At 51.7% G+C, this 25395-nt stretch carries 20 protein-coding genes and 1 pseudogene; 8 read left to right on the top strand and 13 right to left on the bottom strand.

Annotated elements, in window-relative coordinates; all coding sequences use genetic code 11:
• Positions 1-131 precede the first annotated feature (131 nt).
• Complete coding sequence (locus DW089_RS09705) at positions 132-650, bottom strand: transcription repressor NadR (RefSeq protein WP_105327430.1); 519 nt, start codon at positions 648-650, stop codon at positions 132-134.
• 221 nt (positions 651-871) lie between these two features.
• Here DW089_RS09705 and DW089_RS09700 point away from each other — a divergent pair, with 221 nt between their 5' ends.
• Entirely contained in the window at positions 872-2212 is a 1341-nt protein-coding gene (locus DW089_RS09700) for an MATE family efflux transporter (RefSeq protein ID WP_105326908.1), read from the top strand.
• A 51-nt stretch (positions 2213-2263) separates the two neighbouring features.
• Here the strand turns inward: DW089_RS09700 and murI are convergent, their stop codons facing one another.
• From murI to DW089_RS09685, 3 genes are all read right to left on the bottom strand, one after another.
• Positions 2264-3088 carry a glutamate racemase gene (murI, locus tag DW089_RS09695; protein ID WP_105326907.1) on the bottom strand — a complete coding sequence of 275 codons (825 nt, stop codon included), beginning with the start codon at positions 3086-3088 and terminating at the stop codon, positions 2264-2266.
• 384 nt (positions 3089-3472) lie between these two features.
• Complete coding sequence (locus tag DW089_RS09690) at positions 3473-4711, bottom strand: Glu/Leu/Phe/Val dehydrogenase (protein WP_105326906.1); 1239 nt, start codon at positions 4709-4711, stop codon at positions 3473-3475.
• Between the two features lie 105 nt (positions 4712-4816).
• Positions 4817-6070: an HD domain-containing protein gene (locus DW089_RS09685; RefSeq protein WP_231086902.1), complete on the bottom strand. Its 1254-nt coding sequence runs from the start codon at positions 6068-6070 to the stop codon at positions 4817-4819.
• 288 nt (positions 6071-6358) lie between these two features.
• Here DW089_RS09685 and DW089_RS09680 point away from each other — a divergent pair, with 288 nt between their 5' ends.
• The 6 genes and pseudogenes from DW089_RS09680 to DW089_RS09655 all read left to right on the top strand — a co-directional run bounded on the left by DW089_RS09680 (position 6359) and on the right by DW089_RS09655 (position 12587).
• Positions 6359-7363, top strand: a complete 1005-nt coding sequence (locus DW089_RS09680; protein ID WP_105326905.1) for an ABC transporter ATP-binding protein — start codon at positions 6359-6361, stop codon at positions 7361-7363.
• Positions 7360-8220 (top strand): ABC transporter permease, encoded by an 861-nt coding sequence (locus tag DW089_RS09675; RefSeq protein WP_105326904.1) that lies wholly within the window; start codon positions 7360-7362, stop codon positions 8218-8220. Before DW089_RS09680 ends, DW089_RS09675 begins: the two co-directional genes overlap by 4 nt.
• Complete coding sequence (locus DW089_RS09670) at positions 8201-8998, top strand: ABC transporter permease (RefSeq protein ID WP_105326903.1); 798 nt, start codon at positions 8201-8203, stop codon at positions 8996-8998. The genes DW089_RS09675 and DW089_RS09670 overlap by 20 nt, the downstream gene beginning before the upstream one ends.
• Before the next feature lie 3 nt (positions 8999-9001).
• Positions 9002-10057 (top strand): PotD/PotF family extracellular solute-binding protein, encoded by a 1056-nt coding sequence (locus DW089_RS09665; RefSeq protein WP_105326902.1) that lies wholly within the window; start codon positions 9002-9004, stop codon positions 10055-10057.
• Between the two features lie 238 nt (positions 10058-10295).
• Entirely contained in the window at positions 10296-11480 is a 1185-nt protein-coding gene (locus DW089_RS09660; protein ID WP_105326901.1) for an MFS transporter, read from the top strand.
• 20 nt (positions 11481-11500) lie between these two features.
• A pseudogene (locus DW089_RS09655) lies at positions 11501-12587 on the top strand (alpha/beta hydrolase).
• 81 nt (positions 12588-12668) lie between these two features.
• On the opposite strand, the gene DW089_RS09650 reads toward DW089_RS09655, so the two are convergent.
• The 7 genes from DW089_RS09650 to DW089_RS09620 all read right to left on the bottom strand — a co-directional run bounded on the left by DW089_RS09650 (position 12669) and on the right by DW089_RS09620 (position 21978).
• On the bottom strand, positions 12669-13121 hold the full coding sequence (locus DW089_RS09650) for a hypothetical protein (RefSeq protein ID WP_146109056.1): 453 nt from the start codon (positions 13119-13121) through the stop codon (positions 12669-12671).
• A 55-nt stretch (positions 13122-13176) separates the two neighbouring features.
• Positions 13177-14376, bottom strand: a complete 1200-nt coding sequence (locus tag DW089_RS09645; RefSeq protein ID WP_105326899.1) for an LL-diaminopimelate aminotransferase — start codon at positions 14374-14376, stop codon at positions 13177-13179.
• Between the two features lie 63 nt (positions 14377-14439).
• The gene (dapF, locus tag DW089_RS09640) at positions 14440-15294 is read right to left on the bottom strand and encodes a diaminopimelate epimerase (protein ID WP_233547592.1); all 855 of its coding nucleotides are present in this window, start codon (positions 15292-15294) and stop codon (positions 14440-14442) included.
• 167 nt (positions 15295-15461) lie between these two features.
• Positions 15462-16793, bottom strand: a complete 1332-nt coding sequence (locus DW089_RS09635) for a metallophosphoesterase family protein (RefSeq protein WP_199614808.1) — start codon at positions 16791-16793, stop codon at positions 15462-15464.
• A 150-nt stretch (positions 16794-16943) separates the two neighbouring features.
• Positions 16944-17549 carry a flavodoxin gene (locus DW089_RS09630; RefSeq protein WP_105326896.1) on the bottom strand — a complete coding sequence of 202 codons (606 nt, stop codon included), beginning with the start codon at positions 17547-17549 and terminating at the stop codon, positions 16944-16946.
• A gap of 189 nt (positions 17550-17738) precedes the next feature.
• Positions 17739-18746: an N-acetylmuramoyl-L-alanine amidase gene (locus DW089_RS09625; protein ID WP_105326895.1), complete on the bottom strand. Its 1008-nt coding sequence runs from the start codon at positions 18744-18746 to the stop codon at positions 17739-17741.
• 241 nt (positions 18747-18987) lie between these two features.
• On the bottom strand, positions 18988-21978 hold the full coding sequence (locus DW089_RS09620) for an ESPR-type extended signal peptide-containing protein (RefSeq protein WP_105326894.1): 2991 nt from the start codon (positions 21976-21978) through the stop codon (positions 18988-18990).
• A 266-nt stretch (positions 21979-22244) separates the two neighbouring features.
• Between DW089_RS09620 and DW089_RS09615 the strand changes: the two genes are divergently transcribed.
• Entirely contained in the window at positions 22245-22970 is a 726-nt protein-coding gene (locus DW089_RS09615; RefSeq protein WP_118287198.1) for a LytTR family DNA-binding domain-containing protein, read from the top strand.
• Here the strand turns inward: DW089_RS09615 and DW089_RS09610 are convergent.
• Both DW089_RS09610 and DW089_RS09605 read right to left on the bottom strand, forming a co-directional pair.
• Entirely contained in the window at positions 22967-24181 is a 1215-nt protein-coding gene (locus tag DW089_RS09610; protein WP_233547591.1) for a GHKL domain-containing protein, read from the bottom strand. The genes DW089_RS09615 and DW089_RS09610 overlap by 4 nt on opposite strands.
• Positions 24182-24321: 140 nt before the next feature.
• Complete coding sequence (locus tag DW089_RS09605) at positions 24322-25233, bottom strand: hypothetical protein (RefSeq protein WP_118287197.1); 912 nt, start codon at positions 25231-25233, stop codon at positions 24322-24324.
• Positions 25234-25395 lie beyond the last annotated feature (162 nt).

The raw sequence follows: 25395 nt of genomic DNA, 5'->3' as shown, positions 1-25395 counted from the left end.
GTACAAAATAATCATGTTTATATGGTTTTGTATGATTTTTAGAAACTGCTGTTCAACCCCCAGGTTCCCTGCCCAACAAAAATTGCTGCCCCCAAAGGCAGCAATTTTTTTATGCGCCCCTGGGGAGCATTTTATTTGGGATTATACAGCACGCCCAATTCCTGCAAAGCCTGGTGCACGGCTTCCATTTCTTCTTGCGTGGCGGTTTCCACCAGATGGGAATGTACGCCTCCTGACAGACTGGCCAAGAGCGGTGCCTTGGTTTCTTCCATCCGTTTGATGTACAGAGCCACATCCCGGCGGGAATGGAGATTTAACTGGGCCTCCATATAGCCGTAGACCTCATGTTCAATCATCACGTTGTGGACAATTCCTCCATTGTCCACAATGGCATTCAGCTCTGCAGCCACCTGCTCCTTGCCATGGCAGCACAAAAAGGATTCCTGCACTCCGGCCGGCTGAGGCGTGGTCAGCTGGTAGCCCCTGGGGGTAGAAATTACCGAAACTCCTCCAGCCCGCAGGAGGGCAATGTCTCCTACAATAATTTGACGGCTGACCTTACATTCCCTGGCCAGGTCCGTACCGGTCAACGGATTCTCCGCCTGCTGCAGCAAACCAAGAATCTTTTCGCGTCTTTCCCTATTTTCCATGCTGGCTTTCACTTCCCTTCTGTTTCCTGCCCTGGGCTCTGGTACCCGCCAGAGGAAGCAGCCGAAACAAACTGTCTATACTAAAACATTTTCGGGAAGAATGCGCCGTTTCCTGCAAATTTCTATCAGAAATAAGGCACTATTCGTAACTTTTTTGGAAACCTTGTTACTCTTTCCCCCCTGTGCTAGGATAACAAGGAAGTTATTTTTTGGAGGCTAGTATGACAACACCACAGGAATACAAAAGTAAATGGACCGTGTTTGCCATGTCCCTGCCTATTTTCATTGAAATCGGTCTGCAGATGCTGGTGCCCAACATGGACCAATTCATGCTGAGCCACTATTCCCAGGATGCTGTAGCAGCGGTAGGCAACGACAACATGATCATCAATATGATTATTTTGACCCTATCCGTGCTCTCCCAGGCGGCCACCATTTTGATTGCCCACTACCGAGGTGCCGGCAATCTGAGCCAGGCCAGCCGGGTCTGCTCCGTATCCCTGGCCCTGAACCTGACGCTGGGCACCCTAATCAGCCTGATTCTTTTCCTGTTTCCCCGCTTTTTCCTGCAGCTTTTGGGGGTACCCCTGGAAATTTACCCGGATGCCACCCTGTATCTGCGCTGGATTGGGCTTTTTATCATTATCCAAAGCGCCTACACCGCCTTTATCTCTTTTCTCCGGGGCTTTTCCCTGCTGCGGGAAACTATGCTCTGCTCCGCCGTCATGAACATCCTGAACATCTGCGGCAATATGGTGCTGATTCACGGGTTGGGCCCCATTCCTTCCCTGGGCGTCCTGGGAGTATGCATTTCCACCAATACGGCCAAAACCCTGGGCCTTGTGCTGGTGCTGTACCTGTGCCGGAAAAAGACCCCCATCCGCCTGTCCCTTTCCCATTTGCGGCCTTTCCCCAAAAAGGAACTGTCCAAGCTCCTGTATCTGGGAATTCCCTCGGCAGGAGAAACCTTCTCCTACCAGTTGTCCCAGACGACCCTGATGACCTTTGTGAATCTGTTTGGCATTGCGGTAATCACTACCAAGGTATATGCCTACATCATTGCCATGATCAGCTACCTGTACTCCCAATCCCTGGCTATGGCCACCCAAATTCTGGTCAGCTACTTTAAAGGGGCGGACAACAACCGGGAAGTGGACCAGCGGGTAAAATTCACCATCTTCGTTTCCATGCTGCTTTCTGGCTCCCTGGCGATTTTGGTCTACTTCCACAGCGACCTGATTTTCTCCGTCTTTACCAATGATCCAGAAGTCCACGCCTTGGGGAAGGTGATTCTTTTCATCGACATCTTCCTGGAAATTGGCCGGGCCGTGAATATGTGCATGGTTATGGCCCTGAATGCTGCCGGGGACGTAAAGGCCCCCATTACCATCGGCATCATCTTCATGTGGTCCTTTTCCGTACTGGGCGGCTGGTTCTTCGGCGTCCACCTGCTGTGGGGACTGGCCGGCATTTGGCTGGCCATGGCCCTGGACGAATGTACCCGGGGACTGGTGTTCTTCTGGCGCTGGCACCAGGGCACCTGGAAAAAAGCGTTGATCTGACAAGAAAAATCCCTTCTCTCACGGGTTCTGCGAGAGAAGGGATTTTTTGGTTCAGACTGCTGCGCTTATGCTTGGTTCCGCTTTCAGGTCAATGAGGTGGAAACGGCAGTCCTTGGGATCCAGCATCCGGGCTGCCAGCCGGCGTCCCCGCTCCAGGTCCGCTGTAAAGCAGATGTCCACACTGCCTTCGCCGGCAGTTTTGGCAAGTCCCCGGGCTTCCAGGTCCGCTATGGCGTTCAGGGTGGTCTGCTCGGCCGGGTCCACAACCGTCACTGACGGTCCAAACTCCTCTTCAATTTCCTGCCGGACAAAAGGATAATGGGTGCAGGACAGCAGCACCGTATCCACCTGGTGCTGCCGCAGTTTATCGGCATATTCCTTGATGGCCGCCTTCAGCTCCGGGCTGCCAAAACGTTCCCCTTCAATCAAGGGTACAAACTTGGGGCAACCCTGGCCAAACACCTGAATGCTTGGATCCACTGCCTGAATGGCCTTTTTATGGGCACCGGTGGACACGGTAAAATCCGTGGCAAAAAAGCCCACCCGTTTATTCTTGGTCAGGGAAGGGACCAATTGGCCGCCCTTATCCATGCCAATCACCGTGAAATCATAATCCCCCCGAATGGTATCCGTACCCAGCACCGTAATGGTGTTGCAGGCTACCACCAACTGTTTGATCCGGCATTCATTTAAATACGCCGTCATATCCCCTACAAAGCGAGTAATTTCTTCCCGGGACCGGTTGCCGTAAGGCGTCCGGGCCGTATCCCCAATAAAAATAAAGTCTTCGTGGGGCATTTTGGCCTTCAGCCATTTCAGGACGGTCAAGCCGCCTACGCCGGAATCGATAACACCAATGGGTTGATTTTTGTTCATGATTTTCCCTCCCAAGTCTGCAATACCCTGTAGCCCCGCCCTTTGGGCAAATAAAAAAGGCCTGACTGCCATACCTTTTGGTATGCATTCAGGCCTTACGGACGGACAGAAACAGGGGAAACCATTTCCATGCCAATAAGGATCAGATGAAGTTGTCGAATAATTTTGTATACATTATACGATGTTCCCCGGCAAATTGCAAGCCTTATTTAAGCTGCAATACCCGTCTTCGTTCTTCTGGAACAAGCTCCCGCTGCCCCAGCCGCTGGAAAACGGCTAGGCAAATACGGACCTTCCTATCCAGACAGACGAAAAGCTCCAGGCAATTGCTTGCCTGGAGCTTTGTGTACTTTCCCAGTACAGTGAGCCGATTGTAGGGTTCGCTTAGATAATGCCTCTCAGCTTCATGGGTTCAGCCAAAGCATTCAGGGCTACGATGTAAGCGCCAACACGCATGGTGGTGTTGTACTTCTTAGCAGCATCGTAAACGTTCTTGAAGGCTTTAACCATCATTTTTTCCTGTCTTTCAACTACTTCTTCTTCAGTCCAGAAGTATCTGTACAGGTTTTGTACCCATTCGAAGTAAGAAACAGTTACGCCGCCGCCGTTGGCCAGAACATCAGGAACAACGGGGATGCCTCTCTTTTGCAGAATCTTATCAGCATCTGCATCGGTCGGGCCGTTAGCAGCTTCAACGATGATTTCAGCTTGGATCTTGTCAGCATTCTTGCCGGTGATCTGCAGTTCCAGAGCAGCCGGAATCAGAACGGTAACTTTTTGTTCCAGAACTTCTTCGTTGGTGATGGCTTTTGCACCAGGATAGCCTTTGATTACGCCGCCATTGGTCTTAGCGTATTCTTCCAGTTTGTAGGGATCCAGGCCATTTTCGTCATACAGGCCGCCGCTGATGTCGCTCAAAGCAACAATCTTCAGGCCGGCATCATGAGCGCATTTAGCGGTCCAGCTGCCTACATTACCGAAACCTTGGATAGCCAGGGTGGATTTCTTAGGATCCTTGCCAGCTACTTTCAGAGCTTCCAGAGCTGCAGTGATTACGCCGCGGCCGGTAGCGGAAGTTCTGCCCAGGGAGCCGCCCATGCAAACTGCTTTACCAGTGATAAAGCCCGGTTCGTAGGAGCCGCTGATCTTGGAGAATTCATCGCACATCCAAGCCATGATTTGGGCATTGGTGTTAACATCAGGAGCAGGGATATCTTTCTTTTCGCCGATTACCGGAGCAATCTTGTCGATCCAGCCACGAGTCAAGCGTTCCAATTCCCCTTTGGACAGCTTGGAAGGATCAACGATAATGCCGCCTTTGCCGCCGCCATAAGGCAGACCAGCAATTGCGCATTTGGTGGTCATCCAGAAACCCAGAGTTTTAACTTCATCCATGGACACGTTCTGATGGTACCGAACGCCGCCTTTAGCAGGTCCCAGGATGGTGCTGTTCTGAGAACGGTAGCCAGTGAATACCTTCACAGTGCCATCATCCATCTTTACAGGGATGCTAACTTCCAGAGTACGTTCAGGTTGAGAAATAACAGCCTCAGCGTTGGGATCCAAGTTGATCAGCTTGCTAGCTTCTTCCATCGGGATCTTTGCCATTTCAAATAAACTCATTTGTAACGCCTCCTAAAATATTATCTAGTGAACCCTTACATGCACATTATAGCATGATTCAGAAATAACAGTTTATTTTTATGTATTTTGTATACAATTTTGTATTCATTGAACAATCCAGCCTTTTCCAGAAGCCGGGTCATCCTCCATAAACTGTTGATAGATGCGGCCAAACGGGATTCCCCCTACAATTTTACCTTTATACTGACGGGGCAATTCGTCAATGACACGGGTCAGATGAACGGAAGAAATGCCGCATTGGACGCTGAGCCAGGCCTCCATAAAGGCAGCCAGATGGTCACAGCCCTTGAGCACTTCCCCATCCACCGGGCTATAGCGGTCTGCATTATACTGGGCAGGGATATCCCCCGACAGGAGAATCAGTTCTCCCCCGTCCCAAATCCGGTTCCGGAACTCATTGACCGTGAAGTTGAGGATATCCTTATGCCACGCTGCCGGCAAAAGGGGCAGCAGGATTTCTTCCATCTGCCGCTGCTCAATTTCCTTGATCAGTTCATCCAGGCCTTCAATGGAACGTTTGATGGGCGAAATGATATCCCGGGTCAGCACCTCCGGCAGGTCATGCCAAAGACCGGCCAGAAAATCGTTGACCACCCGGGCAGGGCAGGCTCCCATATACTGGGCACAGAAGTACCCCATAATGGCAACCACCAGCACATGCCCCATAACGGAGGTTTCCGGCATCCGAGGGGACTGGGACCAGCGTTTCTGGAAGCGAAGCTTCCCAATCAGGTCCACAAATTTCCGGGTTTTCCCGTTCATGGCAATCTTCTGTACCCCGGCCAAATTGGTGTGTTCCTCAATTTCGTCGGCAATGGCGGTTTTGATTTCCTCCACCCCAAAGATTCCCTGATTCATATGATAGATAATCCGGAATTCCCATTCCGTGGCCAAATAATGGGCTGCCCGGAGCAGCTGCTTTTCCAGGGGATGGTCATTGCCATCCAGGTACGCCTGCAGCCGGTCCATAAAGGCAGACCCTGCCAACGAGGGAACCCTCCTGGCCAGTTCCTTATAGACCCACCCATTCAGACGGGGACCACTTTTGCGCATCAATTCGTGAAAAACCGGGGGCTTGATGTCCGTCAAAACAATCCGGTGGAGGAATTCAAAAATACCTCCCTCAATCAGCACCTGCCAATCCAATTGGGCGTGATGATCCTGCTCCTCGTACCGGGCCAGAATATAGGCAATCATCATCTTGTGGGCCTGCTTGTCAAGCTCTGTAAAGCCCTGGGGACGAATGTGGTCATTCCAGCGCTGGATATAGGCAGCTTCAAACACAAACTGGATCAAATCCCGCGGAAGGGCAATCTCCGATGCTGTCACCGTAGTCATGCTGTACCTCCTCTCCCGGACCTAAAATCCGGCTTTCCCATTTTGGCTGCTTTCTGCTTCATATCTAAACTGTATTTCATAGAAACATATTCGTTAGCCTCCTATGAAATTCCTGCAATCTTTTCCGTAACATGAACCGTTTTTCGAATATCGTTTCAAAGGTAGCAAAATCCGGGAAAATTTTACAAAAAAATGGGTTTTTCTTGCCTTTCTTTTCTGTTATCGCAGGGGCAAACATGCTATAATGTGCGTATTGTTTAAAATAAGAAAGGTCGTGACAACTGAGAGATGAAAGAAATGATTCGCCTGGTGGGTATCACCAAGGAATTTGAGAACAACGTGATTATTCCGCCGCTGGATTTGACCATATACGACGGAGAATTCGTTACCCTGCTGGGACCGTCCGGCTGTGGTAAAACTACCATTCTGCGTATGATTGCCGGACTGGAAACTCCCAGTACCGGTCATATTTATCTGGATGACGAAGATGTAACAAAACTGGCACCCTATAAACGCAATGTCAATATGGTCTTCCAGCATTACGCCCTGTTCCCCCACATGACCGTGGAGGACAACATCCGCTTTGGCCTGATGATGAAGAAGGTCCCCAAGGAAGAACAGCAGGAACGCATCGACCAGGTGCTGTACCTGACCCAATTGGAGAACCTTCGCTACCGAAAGCCCCAGCAGATGAGCGGCGGCCAGCAGCAGCGGGTGGCCATCGCCCGGGCTCTGGTGAACAACCCCAAGGTACTGCTTTTGGACGAACCCCTGGGCGCCCTGGACTATAAGCTGCGGAAAAAAATGCAGCTGGATTTGAAAAATCTCCAACGCGGCCTGGGCATCACTTTCATCTATGTAACCCATGATCAGGAAGAAGCCCTGACCATGAGCGACCGTGTTATTATCGTCAACGGCGGGCGGATTGAGCAGGACGATCCCCCCACCCGGATTTACCAGGCTCCCAAAAGCAAGTTTGCCGCCAGCTTTATTGGCGAAAACAACTTCTTTGACATTGAGGGAGATGAGGACCATCTGATTTCCGTGCGGCCGGAATTCGTCATCGTTACCAAGGAAGAAGACGAAGACCCGGACAAACCCGGTTCCTTCTATTACGGCACCGTGGTGGAAATCCTGTTCTGCGGCACCTTTGACAAGGTGTTCATCCGTCTGGACAATTCCAATGAGTTGGTCACTGCCTATCAATACTATGATGACCACAAGCGCTGGGAACCGGATGATCGGGTAGGAATCCGGTGGAACGCCAAGGACAGCGTTCGGGTGACGAAATGAAGCGGGGAAAATGGCTGGTATTGCCTTCCATGGGGTGGCTGACAATCTTTTTTGCGCTGCCCCTTTTGATTGTGGTTGCAGTATCCTTTGCCTCCCGTTCCACCTACGGACAGGTGATTTTTCATTGGACCCTGAACAACTACGTGCGTTTTTTTGAGCCTCTTTACATTCAAATTTTCGCTTCCACCCTGTTTACCGCAGTGGTGACCACGCTGTTTACCTTTGCCCTGGGCTATCCCATTGCCTACACCATTGCCATGATCATGCCCAAGCGGTGGCAGCAGATGGGGATTATCCTGGTGATGATTCCTTTCTGGATCAACTTCCTAATCCGGTCCTACGCCTGGGTAATTATTCTCCGGGCCCAAGGCCTGGTGAACACCTTCCTGCTCCATTTGGGCGTCATTGAAGTACCCATGATTCTTTTGTACAACGATTATGCAGTGATGCTGGGCATGGTCTACGCCCTGCTGCCGTTTATGATTCTTCCCATCTACGTTTCCCTGGAACAGATGGACAAACGGCTTCTGGAAGCTGCCAGTGACCTGGGCGCCAAACCCTTTACAGCTTTCCGTAAAGTAACCCTGCCCCTGACCATGCCGGGGGTAGCCGCCGGCTCCATCCTGGTATTCATTTCTTCCCTGGGCATGTTTGTAGTGCCCGATGTAATGGGCGGCGCCAAAAGCGCCCTGATCGGCAACGTCATCCAGGACCAGTTCCTGGCCGCCCGGGATTGGCCTTTCGGCTCCAGCTTGTCCATTATCTTGGCCATTTTGGCCCTGCTGCTCATTGTGCTTTACTATAAGGCCCTCCAGGCCCAGAAGGGAGGCCATCACCATGCAGAAAAGCTGGCGTAGTGCTACTTTGGTTGCCTATTCCCTGGGGGTTTTGGCGTTTCTGTACCTGCCCCTGGTGATTTTGTCCCTGTATTCCTTCAATGAATCCCGAATCAACGCTGTGTGGACGGGCTTTACCCTGAAATGGTACATTTCCCTGCTCCACGATGACCAAGTGCTGTCCGCCCTGGGCAACAGCTTGATTATTGCTTCCATTACTACGGTAGTTACCACCATTATGGGTACCATGGCCGCCCTGGCCCTTCACCGGTACCAGTACAAGTACAAGGCTGCCATGAACAGCCTGCTGTACCTGCCCATCCTGATTCCGGAAATCGTTATGGGCCTGTCCCTTTTGGTGCTGTTCTCCCAGGCCGGCATTCCTTTGGGCAAAATCACCCTGACCATTGCCCACATTACCTTCTGCCTGTCCTTCGTGATTATCACCGTAGGAGCCCGGCTGGAAGGCTGCCGGCAGGACCTGGAAGAAGCGGCCAGCGATCTGTACGCCACTCCCTGGCAGGCTTTCCGGTATGTGACCTTCCCCATGATCCTTCCGGGCATTGTGGCAGGAGCCCTGATGGCCTTTACCCTGTCCATTGATGACTTTGTCATCAGCTTCTTTGTGGCCGGGCCCAACTCCACCACCCTTCCCCTGTACATTTACGCCATGGTAAAACGGGGAATTTCGCCTCAGATCAACGCCCTTTCCACCTGCATGATGCTGATCACCATTTCCCTGGTGGTTGTTTCCCAACTGCTGCAAAAGCAGGGGTATCATTCTTCCAGAAAGGACTGAGCCATGAAAAAAATTAAGATTTTCTTTTTGGTCTGTCTGACCCTTCTCACCGCCCTTTTCAGTACCGGCTGCGGCAGTGACAAGGACAGCGATAAGGAAGTGCTGAACCTGTACAGCTGGGCGGATATCTACGATCCCGCCCTGATCAAGGAATTTGAAAAGGAATATAACTGCAAGGTCAACTACGACGTGTTCTCCAACAACGAAGAACTGCTGGCCAAACTCCAGGCCGGCGGCGCCCAGTATGACCTGATCCAGCCCTCGGACTACATGGTTTCCACCATGATCAAGCTGGGTATGCTGGAAAAGCTGGATAAGGCAGCCATGCCCAACATCCAAAACCTGACCCCCGAGCTGCAGCACCCGGAATTTGACCCCAACCAGGAATATTCCGTGGTCTATACCTGGGGCATGACGGGCATTGTGTACAACAAGAAGTACATCAAGACCCCGCCCACCTCCTGGAATGACCTGTGGGACCCCAAGTACAAAGGCCGTGTCATTCTTCTGAACGACAGCCGGGAAGTACTGGGCATGGGGCTGAAGAAAAACGGCTATTCCTACAATTCCACGGATCCGGAACAGGTGAAAAAGTCTTTCGAGGACTTGAAAGCCCTGGCCCCCGGGGTACTGGCCTATGATACGGACAGCCTGAAGCAGAAATTCATTGCCGAAGAAGGCTGGATTGGAACCATGTGGTCCGGCGATGCCTACTTCAGCCATCTGGACAACCCCAACCTGGGCTTTGTGATTCCCAAGGAAGGCACCACTGTCTGGGCCGATGCCCTGGCCATTCCCAAAGGGGCCAAACACAAGGAACTGGCGGAGAAATTCATCAACTTCCTGTATGACCCCAAGGTCAGCGCCCAGAACTACGAATACATCGGCTACAACGACCCCAACGTGAAAGCCCGGGAATTCCACTCCAAGGAATTCCTGGAGGATCCCATGCTGCAAACCGCAGCGGACAACTTCTCCAAAGGAGAATGGCTCCACGATATTGGAGATGCCATTACCATGTACGACCATTACTGGACGGAGCTGAAGACCGTCAAATAAGCAACAAGAGCAAGAACCCGACAGAACACACCTTCTGCCGGGTTCTTTTCCATTCTCAGGGGCTTTTCCCGTTTTTACATCTAACTGCTCCTATCAAAAGAATACCGCTTCTAAAGCCCAATTTGGGCCTGAAGCGGCTTTCTTTATTTTTATGCTCTTAAAGCATAATTTATAAAAGTATATAGGTATTTGTTATTCATCTTTTCCTAGTTTATACTGTTTGCAGAAAGGAGAGTCTATGAAAAACCTGCGTTTATTTCTCTTTATTTTAGCCATAGGCGTATTCGGCATCTTGAATACGGAAATGGGAGTCATTGGCATTCTGCCCGCTGTGGCTGAACGCTTTTCCGTTCCCATCTCCCAGGCAGGCCTTTTGGTCAGCTTGTTCGCCCTGGTAGTTGCCGGGGCCGGGCCCGTTATGCCCCTGCTGTTTTCCCGCTTCAACCGGAAAACCGTCATGCTTTTTGTGCTGGGGCTTTTCGCCGTATGCAACCTGCTTTCTGCTTTTACCGACAGTTTTGCCGTACTTTTGGCCGCCCGGATCATTCCCGCCTTCTTTCATCCGGTGTACTGCTCCCTGGCCTTTGCCGCAGCCGCCCAGGAGGCACCCGCTGGTGAGGGCCCCAAAGCCGTGGGCAAGGTAATGATTGGCACCGCCGCCGGCATGGTGGTAGGCGTTCCCGTCAGCAACTTTCTGGCCGCCCAATTTTCTTTAGAAGCGTCCCTGCTGTTTTTCGCAGCAGTAACAGCCCTGGCCTTCCTGGCAACCCTGCTTTGGGTGCCCTCCCTGCCTGTGCATCAGGTTCTGAGCTATGGCAGCCAGCTGGCCGTACTGAAAAAGCCCGTAGTTTGGCAGGCCATTTTGGCCGTGGTATTTATGAACGGAGCCGTCTTCGGTGTCTTCAGCTACCTGGCAGATTATCTGGACCGGGTCACCGGCCTGAACCCCCAAAACGTCAGTCTGCTGCTGCTGCTCTATGGGCTGGCCAATGTGGTGGGCAGCTATATTTCCGGCGGCCTCCTGATCCGCTTTCCCCGCTCTTCGGTCCAAGCCTTTCCCTTTGTGCTGGCCGCCCTGTATGGGCTGCTGAGCTTGGCCGGCACTTCCGCCAGCTTTACCGCTCTGGTAATTCTTCTTTGGGGAATTCTGGGCGGCATCAATGCCAACATGAACCAGTACTGGCTGACCACTGCGGCCCCGGAAGCTGCGGCCTTTGCCAACGGACTGTTCCTGACAGCCGCCAATTTGGGCACCATGGCTGCCAGCCTGCTCTGCGGCCAGCTGATTGACCGCTATGGAACCAGTTTCGTTTTAAGCGGCGGCGTTTTCTTTGCTGCTGTCAGTGCCCTGTTTATTTTCTGGCGTACCAGCCAATCCGGTACCCCAATTTCTGTACTGCAAAAAGGAGGAAATGTATTATGATGTCCAAAGCAAAAAAAATAATGGTATCCCTGCTGCTGTGCAGCAGCGTCTTTTCAGCAGTAGGCTATACGGGAAAAGCCCAGGCAGCTGATTTCTTCGCTCCCCTGCCGGCCACTACCCCGGCTCCCACCGATACCGCCGGCCATCCTGACAACTTTTACAAGAGCAGCCAGGTGACCAAACAGACGGTTTCTTTTAAGAACCTGTATGATATGAAGGTAGCCGGCAGCCTGTTTGTACCCAAAGACCTGAAAAAGGCAGAAAAACTTCCGGCCATTATTGTGGGCCATCCCATGGGCGCCGTAAAGGAGCAAAGCTCCGACCTGTACGCCCAAAAGCTGGCGGAAAAGGGCTTTGTAACCCTGGCCATTGACCTGTCCTACTGGGGCGAAAGCGAAGGCCAACCCCGGAACAGCGTAAACCCCGATGTCTACGCCGAAGATTTCAGTGCCGCCGTGGATTACCTGGGCAAGCAGAATTTTGTCAACCGGGATAAGATCGGGGTTCTGGGCATCTGCGGCAGCGGCAGTTTCGTCATCAGCGCCGCCAAGCTTGATCCCCGGATGAAGGCCGTAGCCACCGTAAGCATGTACAATATGGGCAACGCCAACCGCTGGGGCCTGAACAAATCCCAGACCGTGGAACAGCGCAAGGCCATTCTGGAACAGGCCGCCCAGGAACGCTGGGCAGAAGCTGACGGAGCTCCCGTAAAATATACCAGCGGCACCACCCACGCCATTGACAGCAGCACCAACCCCATCCAAAAGGAATTCTATGATTTCTACCGCACCACCCGGGGCTCCTACACTACGCCGGGAGAAAATCCGGAACATACCACCCATCCGACCCTGGTCAGCAACGTAAAGTTTATGAACTTCTATCCCTTTGAAGATATCGAGACCATCTCTCCCCGGCCCATGCTGTTTATTACCGGCGACCAGGCCCATTCCAAGGAATTCAGCGAAGACGCCTACCGCCGGGCAGCAGAACCCAAGGAACTGTATGTACTACGTAAAGGGCGCCGGCCATGTGGACCTGTACGATAAGGTGGACCTGATTCCCTGGGGCAAACTCACCCAATTCTTCACCAAGTATCTGAAAAACTAAATACCACAGACAAAAAAATTCCTGGCCCCGTAGGGTCAGGAATTTTTTGTTGCAAGCCTTTTGGATAATTTCCCAAGAAACTTATTTGGCAGCAGCTGCCTTATCCTGGGTATTTTCCGTTTTGATTTCTACCGGAGTCACGTTAACGCCCTGGAGCAAAGCTTTCTTGTCTTTGGTCACAAAGAGGAAAGTCAATTGCACATTCGGGGATTTTCTTGCTTTGCCCAAGTAGATCAGACGGTCTGCATCCGGGAACTTGTCCAGCCGTACCAGGGTAGCATCGCTGACTTTGCCCAGTTGGTCGGTAACGCCCTTTTGCATATTGCTGAGAGCCTTATCGTTAAAGTTCTTTTGCAATTCTGGGGTAAAGTTCTTGGATACATCAGCCAGTTCGCCTTGGCCCTGCAGCAGGTTCACTACTTGGGTAACGGTCTTTTCTTCCTGATTCAACAGGTCACTGGCGGGGCTGGCAAAACCCATACTTGCCAAACCCATGGACAAAACGGCGGTCAATGCTAATGCTAATTTCTTCATACGCAAACACCCTTTCCTGTTTTTAAGAATTGACTCTGGTTGGTAAAAAACAATTTTAAATGCTGTCTTTCTCAATCCGTTCCATGGCTTCCTTGGTGCCCTCATGGGTACCGAAAGCGCTGAGACGCAGGTAACCTTCCCCCATGGTGCCGAAACCAGCGCCGGGAGTGCCTACAATGGCCAGGTCATTGAGCAGGTGGTCAAAATATTCCCAGCTGCCCATATGGTTGGGACATTGCATCCAAACGTAAGGAGAATACTTGCCGCCGAAATACTTGTAGCCTTTCTTGTCAAAGGTTTCCATGATCATGCGGGCATTTTCACGGTAGTAAGCCAGCATTTCGCCGCATTCCTTTTCCCCTTCCGGAGACATGGCAGCTTCTGCACCCCGTTGTACAATGTAGTTGACCCCATTGAACTTGGTGGTCTGCCGGCGCAGCCACATTTTGTTCAGGCTCATTTCCTTGCCTTCCGGAGATTTCCGTTTCAGGCCCAGGGGAACTACGGTGTAGCCGCAGCGGGTGCCGGTAAAGCCTGCCGTCTTGGAGAAGGAGCAGATTTCAATGGCATAATCCTTGGCGCCGGGAACCTCGTAAATAGAGCGGGGGATGTTCTCATCCGTAATAAACGCTTCGTAAGCTGCATCGTACAGCAGAATGGCATCATACTTCTTGGCGTATTCTACCCAAACTGCCAGCTGGTCCCGGGTGTAAACGGCACCGGTGGGGTTGTTGGGAGAACACAGGTATACAATATCGGCTTTTACATCAAAGTCCGGCATGGGCAGGAAGCCGTTCTCCGGAGTGCCGTTCATGTACAAAATCTTGCGGCCGCGCATCAGGTTGGTATCCACATAAACGGGATAAACCGGATCCGGAACCAGGATTACGTTGCTGTCGTCAAACAGGTCGGTCATATTGCCGCAGTCGCTTTTGGCACCATCGCTGATGAAAATTTCCTTGCTGTCCAGTTCCACTCCATGACGAGCGTAGTAGGCAACAATGGCTTCATGCAGGAAATCGTAACCTTGTTCAGGGCCATAACCCCGGAAGGTTTCTTTCTTGCCCATTTCCTGGACAGCCTTGGTCATCGCATCCACAACTACAGGAGCCAGCGGCAGGGTAACATCGCCAATGCCCATTTTAATCAATTTCTTTTCGGGATGGGCTTTGGTGAAAGCAGCTACCCGTGCTGCAATATCAGAAAACAAATAGCTGTCCTTTAATTTTGCATAATTGCCATTTACTAAAGCCATAGTAATCTCCTTTATGTGCTGAGCGCTCTTATATGTTTATTTTAAATTAGCAATGGGGTAAAGTCAATCCAAGTTATCGGGAAGTTCCATTTCTCCCTCAAAAACAGTGGTGGCCGGTCCCTTCAGGATAATCTCCCCATCGGGCTGGACCTTCACCTGGAGCATACCGCCTTTGGCTTCCACCTTGACGAATTCTCCTGGTTTGCCGGCTTTGCCCAGGGTAAGCACCGTATAGCCTACTGCGCAGGCGCCGGTTCCGCAGGCCCAGGTTTCCCCGCTGCCCCGCTCCCAAACCCGGAATTTCACGTGGTTGGCATCGATTACCTGGACAAACTCCACATTGACCTGTTCCGGAAAGACCGGAGAGGTTTCAATGATGCGGCCCACTTCTTCCACCGGAGCCGTTTCCACCTCGTCCACAAACAGGACAAAATGGGGATTGCCCATGGATACCGCCGTTCCCTGTACCTGGAAGGTACTGCCATCCGGCCGGGTGAAAGTCACCCCTTGGTTGATGCAGGTCTCTGCGTCCCATTGCATAGGAATCAGCTGCGTTCTTGTTTCGGCCTTGCCCATGGCCACTTCGGCCTCCGTCACCTTGCCGTTCTGGACCGTCATATGGATGGTTTTGATCCCGGCCAGGGTTTCCAGGGTAATGGTATCCTTTTTGGTCAAACCCTTGTCATAAACAAATTTGGCCACACAGCGGCTGCCATTGCCGCACATCTTGCCTTCTGAGGCATCGGCATTGAACATACGCATACGGAAATCCGCCTTCTCAGACGGGCAAATGCAGATCAGACCATCGGAACCAACCCCAAAACGGCGATGGCTCACCAGCTCCGAAATTTTCCCCGGCTGCGGCAGCATCTTTTCCATACAATTCACATACACATAGTCGTTTCCACAGCCATGCATCTTTGTGAATGATAGCTTCAAGGCAACAACCTCCTTCTGCCTTCTGCCCCACAGGGAGCAGAATTCTCAATAATAGTAGTATTTTACTGCATTCTGTCCATTCTGTAAAGAAAAACTTGTCACATTTTCGTGACAAGTTTTCATAATTTTGTATACTTTGTTCAGTTTTACTTGACCACCGTTGCCGTATCAAGCAGCGTGCCATTGGGCAGGTAGCAGCGAATCCGCAGCATATTGTCCTGCTTCTCCAGCACCAGATAGTTATCCGTCTCCGGCTGCGGTGCCACCATCACATCCAGGCTATGCCGGGCCCACAGGGAAGGATACCGCACATTGCCGGCCACGCCGGTAATAATGTATAACGGCCCCTGGGGCGCCCGCTGGAAGTTCTGGATAATGCCCCGGTTCCGGTAGGTGTGCAGATGGGCGGACAGTACCAGGTCAATATGGTACTGGTCAAACAGGGGCATCCACTGCCGGCCTTCTTCCGAAAAGCCCTCTTTCCGGTCGGCGCCGGGCCGGGTTTCCGGATTAAAGGCGTATTGCAGGGGATCCTTATGCATCAGCACCACATTCCACTTTTTCTGGTTTTTGGCCATATCTGCCTTGAACCAGGCCATTTCATCCGCCAAAAGACTGGGCTCAAAATCGGCCATTTCCTGGGTTTGGGTATCCAGCACCACAAAGTGCACATCTCCCACATTGAAGGAATAAAACCGGTTGGGATAGGCCTTGTACCCATTGGCCGGCAGGGAGAACAGTTTCATATAGGCTTCCGGCCGGCGAACCTTCCAGTCCAGGTTATAGGTTTCGTGGTTGCCCATAAGAGGCGCCACCGGAATCTTTTCCGCCATGGGTTCCACCACGTCAAACCAGGCATTCCACTGGGAAGCATCCTCCCCATTGTCCACCAGGTCCCCCATGTTGATGAAGAACTGGGCATCCTGGTTCCGTTCCCAGGCGGGCATAGCCGTTTCCTTCCAGACACTGTAATCGCTGGACTGGGAGTCCGGGAATACCAGCGCCTTAAAATCATTGCCCTTAAACGTATGAAGTGCCAGCCAGTTTCCTGCCTTCTTGGCATAGCGGATCCGGTATTCGTAGTCCGTTCCCGGCTTCAGCTTGGTCAAATACGCCGTATGGATGTAGGTTTCCTTGCCCCCATCGGTGAACTTCTCCTCTGCTGCAGAAACCGTCTGGGAGTCATTTTGGCCCTTTACCCGGTATTCCACCACGGGGTTTTCCTGGGCAAAGGAAGACTGCCACATAATGGTCCGGCTGGTGGAAGGATCCGCAGTCATTACCTGCCGGATATTGGTCACCTCCGAACCGGAAATCAAATCGTAGTGGATGGCTTTCTCCTGGCCCCAGCGCAGAGCTTGGAGCACAGGGGCCTTGGCGTAGCTGGGGGCTAACTGCCAAAAGGCAGCGCCCAAACCTGCCAGGCAGACCAAAAAAAGCAGCAGCTTCAAAAATCTGCGGAGCCATTTATTGTGCATATCCATAATCCTCCTGATTGTAAATTGGGTTTCTTTGGTAAGAATATTACTCTTTATTATACCGAAACCTGGGAAAAAAAGAAGCCCCTTTTGCTGGCAGCCGGGCAGAAAGAAAGGACACTCACTGCCGTGGGTGCCCTTAGACAAAGCTTATTTTTTCAGCCAATCCTTTACTTCAGCTGCACCAGCGCCGCCGGCAAAGCGTTTGCCTTCCTGCCAATTGCCGGTTTTTGCTGCTTTGGCCAGGTTGGAGCCGCTGCTGCCAAAAGAGCTGCTGTAGGAAGTAGCAAAAGGAATCACTTTCTTGCCGTCGAAATTATGGTTTTCTACAAAGGTGTAGAGAATATTGGGAGCCTGTCCCCACCAGATGGGATAGCCAATATAAACGGTCTTATAAGAACCCCAGTCAGCCACATCCCCTTTAATGGCAGGACGGATGGACGGATCCTTATGTTCCTTTACGCTCCGGCTATCGTTGTTGTTATAGTCCAAATCGGCCGCCGTATACGGCTGGGCCGCTTCGATAGCATACAGGGTGCCGCCGGTTTCCTGGGCAAGAGCTTCCGCCACCTTTTTGGTATTTCCCGTATTGGAGAAATAGACTACCAAGGTTTTGCCCTCAGCTGCGGCACTGCTGTCCGCTGCAGCTGCCGCCTTATTGCCGCCAGCCGGTGCTGCCGTAGAAGCCGTTTCTCCGCAGGCGCCCACCACAAGGGCCAAACAACAGACCAGAACGGCCATCAATTTTTTCCACATAATAACCCCTCCCAAAAAAAGTCAAACTAAATACCCGGAAAACAAGTATGTTTTTCCTACAACAATTATAGTCAGGGTAAGGGAAAATAACAAATACCTATTGAGAATTATCCATGATAGGAAAAAGTAATCATAAAAAGCAATGGAGTCCGTTCTTTAGCGGGCCAGCATATTTTCTCCGCCAATTGCCTACACTCCAGCCTCCTCAAATTTTTCAATTCCCCGCGCAATAGCCTCTGCAATTTTATCCAGGAAATGCTCGGAGAGCAGCAGCTGTTCCTCCCTTTTATTCGTCATAAACAGGCATTCCACCAAAGCACTGGGCATTGAAGATTTGCGATTGACGTACAGCCGGGAAGCAAAGATGCCTCGATCCGTCACAGCAGCCGTTTTCATTAACTCAGTCTGTAGGTCATAGGCAAAGTTCTTATCATAGGGTGTCTTGGGCGTATAATACGTGGAATAGCCTCCAACACTGCGATTCGTACTCGCATTGCAATGAATACTGAGAAACAGGTCAGAACGGGTCTTTTCGGCCACATCAACGCGGGCCTGGAGTTCCTGCTGATCCGTAGCCGTAGGTCCAAAAACATCGCGGTCACTATATCGCGTTAAATAGACCGTTGCTCCCTTCTGTTCAAGGAGCTTCTTTACCCGAAGGGCAAGAGGCAGGGTTACTTCCTTTTCCTTGAGCCCGCTTTCAAGGCCATGGGTCCCAGGATCGGAACCCCCATGACCAGGGTCTAGCGTAATCCGTTTCCCTTTGAGTCCGCCCCCTACCCTGTATTCTCGCTCGAATACAGGCGCCACGTCGATTACAATGCGCGGCGGCCGTTTTGTTTCCGCATCGGCCTTCAAAGCAAATATCTTAAAATCCGCCCGGGTTGGGTTTTCATCCGTATGGATATGAATTAACGTCCCTTTTGGCGTCTTTTGCAAACGGACCGTCCTTACGTGAGTGGATTCACGCGGCTGGTAGATGGGAGCGATTGAGGGTTCCAGTATGCCATTAATAAAAATATGGGCCTCTCCTTCCAAGATTTTTGTCTTGTAAGGAAGCGGCTCATCCGATTCAATCACAACCCTTAGCTGCCCTTTCTGGTTGACTCCATAAGATACACCCACAATGTGCCCTGCCGCTTCTGCACTGCCCCAAAAACAAAAAAACAGCAATAACAAAACAATCCATTTTTTCAAGTCTTTCAGCTCCTTACTTGCAAATAATTTGCATTCGCTTTTAAATTATAGTTAGTGTCAGCAAACCTGTCAACCAAAGAAACCTATTTTTCTGTTTCGTCCTATGCTTTGCAGGTCCAGTAAAAATAGCTGAAGACAAGCTTACAGGCCTTCTGCCGCTGCGTAACACAAATTCACCCTGGCTGGATTGCCAGGGTGAATTTGCAAGGGTATTCAGGTTTTATTTACTTCAGCTAGTGGGTTACGCCTGTCTCTTAGCCGCCAGGGCCTGGAGTTCCGGCCGGAATTCCTGCACCAGTTTGACTTCGGCCTTGGCCCCTTTGCTCAGGGCGTTATAGATGATTTCCGCCATTTCGTAGCGGGTCAGGGTCCGGTCACCATGATATTTGCCGTCTGCCTCCCCTTTGAGGATACCTTTCTCGGCCAGTTTACTGACCGCCTCATAAGCCCAATGGTTGGCCGGCACATCCGGAAATTCCCTGCTCATATGGGGATTCAGTGCCCCCAAGAGAGCGTCCAGCCGTGCCTGGAGTTCATTCACCTGTTTCGCCAAAGCGGCATTGGTATTTTCAGCCTGCTCCAGCCGTTTGCTGCTCCGGCCCAGTTTAAAGGTTACCCCGCCGCCTACCAGGTTTTCGCCATTGCCAAAACTGGAAGAGACATTAAGCATTACCCGGTCAGTAGGCCGGTAGAATACGCCCAGGGCACCGGCGGCTGCGCTGCCATAGTTCCCTACCGCGGCGGCCACGCTGACTTTGGAGTCTTCATCGAAATCCAGGGGATGGAGGTTAGCCAGGGCCGCTGCGCTGGCCCCCACCTTGTCCACCCGGCTGTCCAGCCTGTCCACTCGCTGGTTAGTGCTATACAGCTGGCTGCCGTTTACCGCATCCTTGCTGTCCGGGGCCAGTTCTCCCGGTGCCACATTGGTGATTTTCTGGTCATTGGCGTTGATGCCGTTCTTGTCAATGTAGGTCTTGTCCCCAATCTTATAGGAACTGGCCGATACTTCGCCGGCTATGGAAGCATTGCCGCCCACCTTCAGGTCTTTTTCCAGCGTGACGATATCCTTGAAGGAAGCTGCTTGGGCCACTTCCAAGGTACCGTCCAGCTTGGTATTGCCTTTCACCTCCAGCTCTTTGCCTACCGTAACGCTGCCTTGCAAGTCCGAAGCACCTTTTACTGTCAGGTTCTGGTCGATGGCGGCACTGCCCCGGACCCCCAGGTCTTTCATGACCTCCGCATAGTCCATGGTTGCTTTGCCCGTTTGGAGGGTATTCCCGGAAATCGTCGTCTTCGTAAGCGAACCGCCTTCCAAAGCCGTGCTGTGACCTGTGTTTTCAAAAGTCGTACCCTCTGTAGTCGTAGTCACCGTCGTATTCCCTACCACGTCCAGGATGCTCGTACCAGCCGTATGCGTAATGCCATCGGCAGCTGTATTCACCAGGTTCTTGGCGTTATTGGTGATGGTACCAGTGGCTGCCTGATTGGTAATATCCTGCGCGGTCTGGGTACTGCTGGTTGTATTGGTGCCAGCTGTCACCTCCGCCAAAATCTGACCCGTGGTTTGCCGGAAGGTGGATTTCGTCTTCTCATCGTTGCTGCTGACGACATTTTCCAGTTGTCCCGCGGTCAACGTACTGGAGCCTTTGGCTATGTCATCTTTCACCTTTACGGTGCTGCCCTTTTCATCAAAAGTGGCTTCGCTGGTATAAAGCGTGCCGCTATCAATCTTCTCATTTTCGGAGTGGGTACTGCCCGCGCTAATGGTCGTATAGTTGCTGGAATTGGTGTCTCCGCTGGTTAGGGTGCCGCTGGCCGTAAGGTCTTTGACACCGGTCACCGTACCGTCAGTTGCTACATTCACTGTACCGATGGTACCAGAAACTGCGGTCAGGCTGCCCTCGGCATCTACCGTGAATTTGCCGTCCGCCCCTTTGATTTCCCCGGTGGCTTTAAGGGCTGCTTTGGCGTCGTTGTAGGAATCGCCGCCGGTATAAATACCGTCGTCATCCATCAGGGAGCTGTTCGTACCCACCTTGATGCCGTGTTCATCAATGGTCACCTGGTTATCCTTTCCTTGGTTGATAATCAGGGTATCCACTGCCGTTTGGCTATTGGTCACTGCGCCAGTTTCTGCATTGACAGCAGTGCTGTTTTTCATTAGGACATTGTCACTGCCAATGACCATCCCGCCATTTACGGCACCGGCCAGGGCAGTATCAGCAGCGATGCGGGCGGTTTTCTCGTTCCCCACTGCGGTATCCAGGGCATTCAGGTTCTGGCCTACGGTACTTGTGGTCGCAACGTAAGTGCCGGCTTTAAGGCTGCCGTCATTAACCCCGGAGGTGCCGGTGAGGGTAGAAGTTTTTATTTGCGTTGCATCAATGGTAGTAGTATAGTTTCCTCTCTGATAGTATAGTGTAATCGATGGATTCGATTCCGTATCCATTGTGAGTTTACTGGCAGAGAGGCTGGTCGTTCCAATAAAGTCTTCACTAATGGTAGTAGCGCCGCTGCCAAAATCAATGGAACTACTGGTGATGGTAGTGGAATGCCAGGTGTTAACATCATCTTGAACTTTTATAGTATTGTTATTGATAATGGTTGACCCAGTAGCACCATCAATCGTCAGAGAATCTGCAATCTTGTCCTGCTTACCCGCCAGTGCCGTCTTGGTGGCATAGGTAGCTGCAATGTTGTTTCCCTCTCCATCGTTGGTGGCATTGGTGGCATTGGTTGCCGTAGTGGCGGTATCCGCTTTGACAGCAGCGTCAACTTTCCCGTCCTCATTAACATCTGCCTTTTTTTCCAATGCCGCATTTACACTTTCCTGGGTAGCATAGGTATCTGCAATATTTTTTCCATTGCCATCGTTAGTGGCATTGGTAGCGATATCCGCAGTGTCCGCTTTGACAGCAGCAGCAACTTTCCCGTCCGTATTAAGATCTGCTTTTTTCTCCAGTTCTGCATTCACTTCAATCTTGGTGTACACTTCATCGGTGGTATACACGGTGGCCGAGACTCCTGGATCTGTTGTCCCTATAGTGACGGCTGCCCAGGCGTTTCCTCCTACGCCAAAGGTCAGCAGTACAGCCAGAACCGCTGCGGGCTGGAACAGTTTGCTCCGTTTACCCCCGGCCCCGCTGCCCTTGGACCGGCTTTTAGCCAGTTCGGACACCACCATATACATTCCCCGTGCCCGATTCCAAATGACCTGATAGATCCTGTTCATACAATTTCCCTCTTTTCTTCTCCCACAGTTTGGGCTATTGTATCCTTCCTATTAACTACACTATACCAAAGTCTTTACAGGAAAATTTACAATTGGCAAGAAAGGGCGCTTTTTTGGCATGACCAGCAAAAATTTGCGCTTGCCTATTTCCCAGGTGCATTTCGTGAAAAAAAACCGCCTGTTTAGGACGGTTTTCTCAGAAAGCGTTTGTATTTGTGTATAATAGAATTAACAAGCTAACAGGTTACGGAAAGGAGAGGTGCAGGATGCTGCACATTGCTATCTGCGACGATTTGCCGGATCAAGTACAAATGATTCAGGCCGCTGCGGAAATCTACTTCCAAAACAAAAAAGAAACCGTGGAATACCGGACCTATACCGATGGCTTCGCCTTTATCGATGCCATCAGCCAGGGGTGCCCGTTCGATATCGTCCTGCTGGATGTGTGCATGCCGGGCATTCTGGGCACCGAGGTGGCCCGTGCCCTCCGGGAAAAACACAGCCAGGCGGAAATCATCTTCCTGACCACCAGCGACGAATTTGCCGTAGACGCTTTTGCCGTAAAGGCCACGGATTATCTGCTGAAACCCTTTACCCAGGCCCAATTCAACAAAGCCCTGGACCGGGCCGTAAGCTATATCCGGCAGCGCAGCAGCGCCAAAATCATCTTTCGGCTGGTAGGCGGAGGAATCCGGGTAGAAGAAATCGCCCAAATTCTTTTTCTGGAAAGCCATGGCCACGTTATGGAAGTCTATCTGGCCGACGGCAGTACCCTGGAAACCCGGAAGTCCGGCCAGGAAATGAAGGCCGACCTGGATAAAATCGCCCCGGGACAGTTTCTTTCCCCCACCAAGGGTTACCTGGTAAACCTGGCCGCCATCCACTTGATCAAGGCTGAATATGTGGAAATCCAGGGCCACCAGATTCCCCTGGGGAAACGCAAATATCGGGATTTTCAGGAACAGTATTTCCAGTTTATGTTTGACCTTTAACCGTCTTCACCCCCTGTTTGGGTTTGGGCAGCTACTTGCAGGTAGGTCTGAAACCAGCCATCTTTCTGTTGGCACAGGATGCTGGCCCCGTACTTGTCCCGGAACCGAACCAAGGATTTCATGCCAATCCCATGGCCCTTCACATGGGTCACCGGCAGACCGTTTTCGTCCAATTCCACAGGTGCATCGAACAGATTCTTCACCAAAATGTTCAGCACCCCAGCCTGGTGCAGGGCCAGTACCGTAATGTTCCGCTTTTCCCTTGGCTGCTTCTGGCTGGCCAAAAGGGCATTCTCTACCAGGTTGGACAGGACAATGGACAGATCCACACTGCATTCCAGTCCTGGAGGCAGGTCCGCTGCAATGGTTACCGGGATTCCCCATTCCCGGGCTTTGGCAAAATATACCGTCAGCGCTGCATTGATTACGGGATTCTGGCAATACTGGGGCAGTTTGGTGGTATTGAAGCGTTCTCCCAGTTTATCGATGCAGTGCAGAACCCCATCCCGGTCCTTTTGCTGGACCCGCTCCAGCAAATAGGCCAAAAGCTCCCGTTTTTCCTGGTAGAGAGCCTCCATGCGCTGCCGGGATTCCTGGGCCAACCGAATGTAATTTTCCGTGGAAGTAAACTGCTGCTGCAGCTGGTGATTCTTTTCAAAGATTTGGATGCCCTGATAGACCTCCTCCTGGCTAGTGCGGATGGACGCCAGGAGAAGCACCGCAATCACCAGCAGGAAGAACCGGGGCAGCAGCAAATCAAAGACCCCCGGCAGCACAAAGTCGTACAGACTCACGTACAGGCTTTCCACGGCCAGCAGCACCGGAATCAGGGTAATATACCGCCAGTACCGCCGGGTAGCAGCCTGGGAAAAATGGCTGAACACCTGGGTAAAGAACCGCAGCAAAAAGGGAAAGGCCAATAGGGACAGAAAACCGTACAAGAGGGTCTGCTGCCCTGCTCGCTGGGAAGTTGCCAAAAGGGGAAAAAATTCCTGGCTAAGTCCCTGGCTTAGGGTAAACAGAATACCGGAAAACAGGATCCGGAAGGCAAACACATACAGCTGGCCAATCCAAAAGCGGCTGGTAAACCCCAGACACAGCAAAACCTGAGGAAGCCAGGAGCAGTCCCGGAGGACCCAATAACTGGTCTGGGAATCTTCAAAAATACCCTGCTGCTGCAGCAGGGTAAAGCCTGCCGCTTCCAAGAGCACCAGCCCCCACCAACCCCGCCAAAGCAGCTTTTGCTGCTGAGCGGGCAGAAATTGCCGGAAGGGCAAAAAATGGAGTAAAGCAAAAGGCTGAACCAGTATAAGGAAGAATGTAGTAATACCCAGGGTAGCGAAAAAAGAGCTCATGGTTCTTCTACCTCTTTCTGCAGCTGTTTCAGTTGTTTTTCTGCTTCCGCGAAATAGCCCTGTTCTGTCAGCTGGGCCAGAAGCCGCAGCTGGTGCCGGCTATCATGGCGCAAAATAGCCATTTTTTGCTGTTCCTTCTGGAGCAGTGCCGCATAAAGATTGAGCTGCTCCAGCTGATCCTGGAGAACCACATTCTTTTCCTTCTGCCTCCGCAGCTGATCTGCGTGCCGGATACCACTCCGGACAGCCGCCACCAGGCACACCGCCACCAAAAGAAGAATGCCCCGGCTCAGAAGCGTATACACATAGATGGAAACAGGCGTGACAGCCTCTGTGGGCAGATCGTAGTAATCCATATTGGTCAGGTAATAGCACAGCAGCAGCGGCACCGGTCCCAAATAGTACCAATAGGCCGGCCGCACCCGCAGCTGTTTCCGGGTGAAAAGCCGTCCCAGCAGCCGCTGCATCAAGGGCATTCCCAAAAGGAACAGAAACAGATAGAGGCCAAAATATTCCAGCATCTCATGGGCTTCCCATTTGGCAGGCCAGCCCAACTTATAGATCTCCATGGACACTGTATGGATGAACAGCATATAAATGGACTGAAGCCCCAAAACAAAGATATGCCGAAACCAGTAAGGTCGGATGGTGAAAACCAGCAGCAGCACATGGGGCAGGTAGCTGATAAAATACAACTGCTGATAGGTATGAGTCCGGGAAACCAGGACCCCCTGACTATAGAGAACGGAAATCAGTACAAATTCCAACAAGAAAATAATCAAATGGCCGCAGAGCAAAAATCGGCGCACAGACCTGGAGGCCAGAATCCGAAAAGGATAGTACCGCAAATAGGCCGACGGCAAAAGGGAAAAACAAAAGAGAAGAATGGTCATAAACTTATACCCCATTTTTCACTTCCCCTTTCTCTTGTTTGATGGTAATTGTATTATAACGAAAATGGGGGATTTTTGCAAAAGACAAAAGAAAAACCCCTGAGTGATTTCTCACTCAGGGGTCCTTACCTTAACCGGCAGCTTCCTATCCTCCCGGACCGTTTCCAGTCGAGTACT

Source organism: Acidaminococcus sp. AM05-11, assembly GCF_003472805.1.
In the GTDB taxonomy this organism is placed as follows: Bacteria; Bacillota; Negativicutes; order Acidaminococcales; family Acidaminococcaceae; genus Acidaminococcus; species Acidaminococcus hominis.
The sequence above is the reverse complement of the archived record's forward strand: the minus strand, read 5'-3'. Positions and strand labels throughout refer to the sequence as shown.

What these genes read in the sequence shown, in the direction of transcription:
- DW089_RS09620 (WP_105326894.1), bottom strand. Translation starts at nt 21,978, where the DNA reads ATGAACAGGATCTATCAGGTCATTTGGAATCGGGCACGGGGAATGTAT.
- DW089_RS09645 (WP_105326899.1), bottom strand. Translation starts at nt 14,376, where the DNA reads ATGGCTTTAGTAAATGGCAATTATGCAAAATTAAAGGACAGCTATTTG.
- DW089_RS09630 (WP_105326896.1), bottom strand. Translation starts at nt 17,549, where the DNA reads ATGTGGAAAAAATTGATGGCCGTTCTGGTCTGTTGTTTGGCCCTTGTG.
- DW089_RS09660 (WP_105326901.1), top strand. Translation starts at nt 10,296, where the DNA reads ATGAAAAACCTGCGTTTATTTCTCTTTATTTTAGCCATAGGCGTATTC.
- murI (WP_105326907.1), bottom strand. Translation starts at nt 3,088, where the DNA reads ATGAACAAAAATCAACCCATTGGTGTTATCGATTCCGGCGTAGGCGGC.
- DW089_RS09690 (WP_105326906.1), bottom strand. Translation starts at nt 4,711, where the DNA reads ATGAGTTTATTTGAAATGGCAAAGATCCCGATGGAAGAAGCTAGCAAG.
- DW089_RS09685 (WP_231086902.1), bottom strand. Translation starts at nt 6,070, where the DNA reads ATGACTACGGTGACAGCATCGGAGATTGCCCTTCCGCGGGATTTGATC.
- dapF (WP_233547592.1), bottom strand. Translation starts at nt 15,294, where the DNA reads ATGCATGGCTGTGGAAACGACTATGTGTATGTGAATTGTATGGAAAAG.
- DW089_RS09650 (WP_146109056.1), bottom strand. Translation starts at nt 13,121, where the DNA reads ATGAAGAAATTAGCATTAGCATTGACCGCCGTTTTGTCCATGGGTTTG.
- DW089_RS09700 (WP_105326908.1), top strand. Translation starts at nt 872, where the DNA reads ATGACAACACCACAGGAATACAAAAGTAAATGGACCGTGTTTGCCATG.
- DW089_RS09605 (WP_118287197.1), bottom strand. Translation starts at nt 25,233, where the DNA reads ATGGGGTATAAGTTTATGACCATTCTTCTCTTTTGTTTTTCCCTTTTG.
- DW089_RS09665 (WP_105326902.1), top strand. Translation starts at nt 9,002, where the DNA reads ATGAAAAAAATTAAGATTTTCTTTTTGGTCTGTCTGACCCTTCTCACC.
- DW089_RS09615 (WP_118287198.1), top strand. Translation starts at nt 22,245, where the DNA reads ATGCTGCACATTGCTATCTGCGACGATTTGCCGGATCAAGTACAAATG.
- DW089_RS09635 (WP_199614808.1), bottom strand. Translation starts at nt 16,793, where the DNA reads ATGCACAATAAATGGCTCCGCAGATTTTTGAAGCTGCTGCTTTTTTTG.
- DW089_RS09680 (WP_105326905.1), top strand. Translation starts at nt 6,359, where the DNA reads ATGAAAGAAATGATTCGCCTGGTGGGTATCACCAAGGAATTTGAGAAC.
- DW089_RS09705 (WP_105327430.1), bottom strand. Translation starts at nt 650, where the DNA reads ATGGAAAATAGGGAAAGACGCGAAAAGATTCTTGGTTTGCTGCAGCAG.
- DW089_RS09670 (WP_105326903.1), top strand. Translation starts at nt 8,201, where the DNA reads ATGCAGAAAAGCTGGCGTAGTGCTACTTTGGTTGCCTATTCCCTGGGG.
- DW089_RS09675 (WP_105326904.1), top strand. Translation starts at nt 7,360, where the DNA reads ATGAAGCGGGGAAAATGGCTGGTATTGCCTTCCATGGGGTGGCTGACA.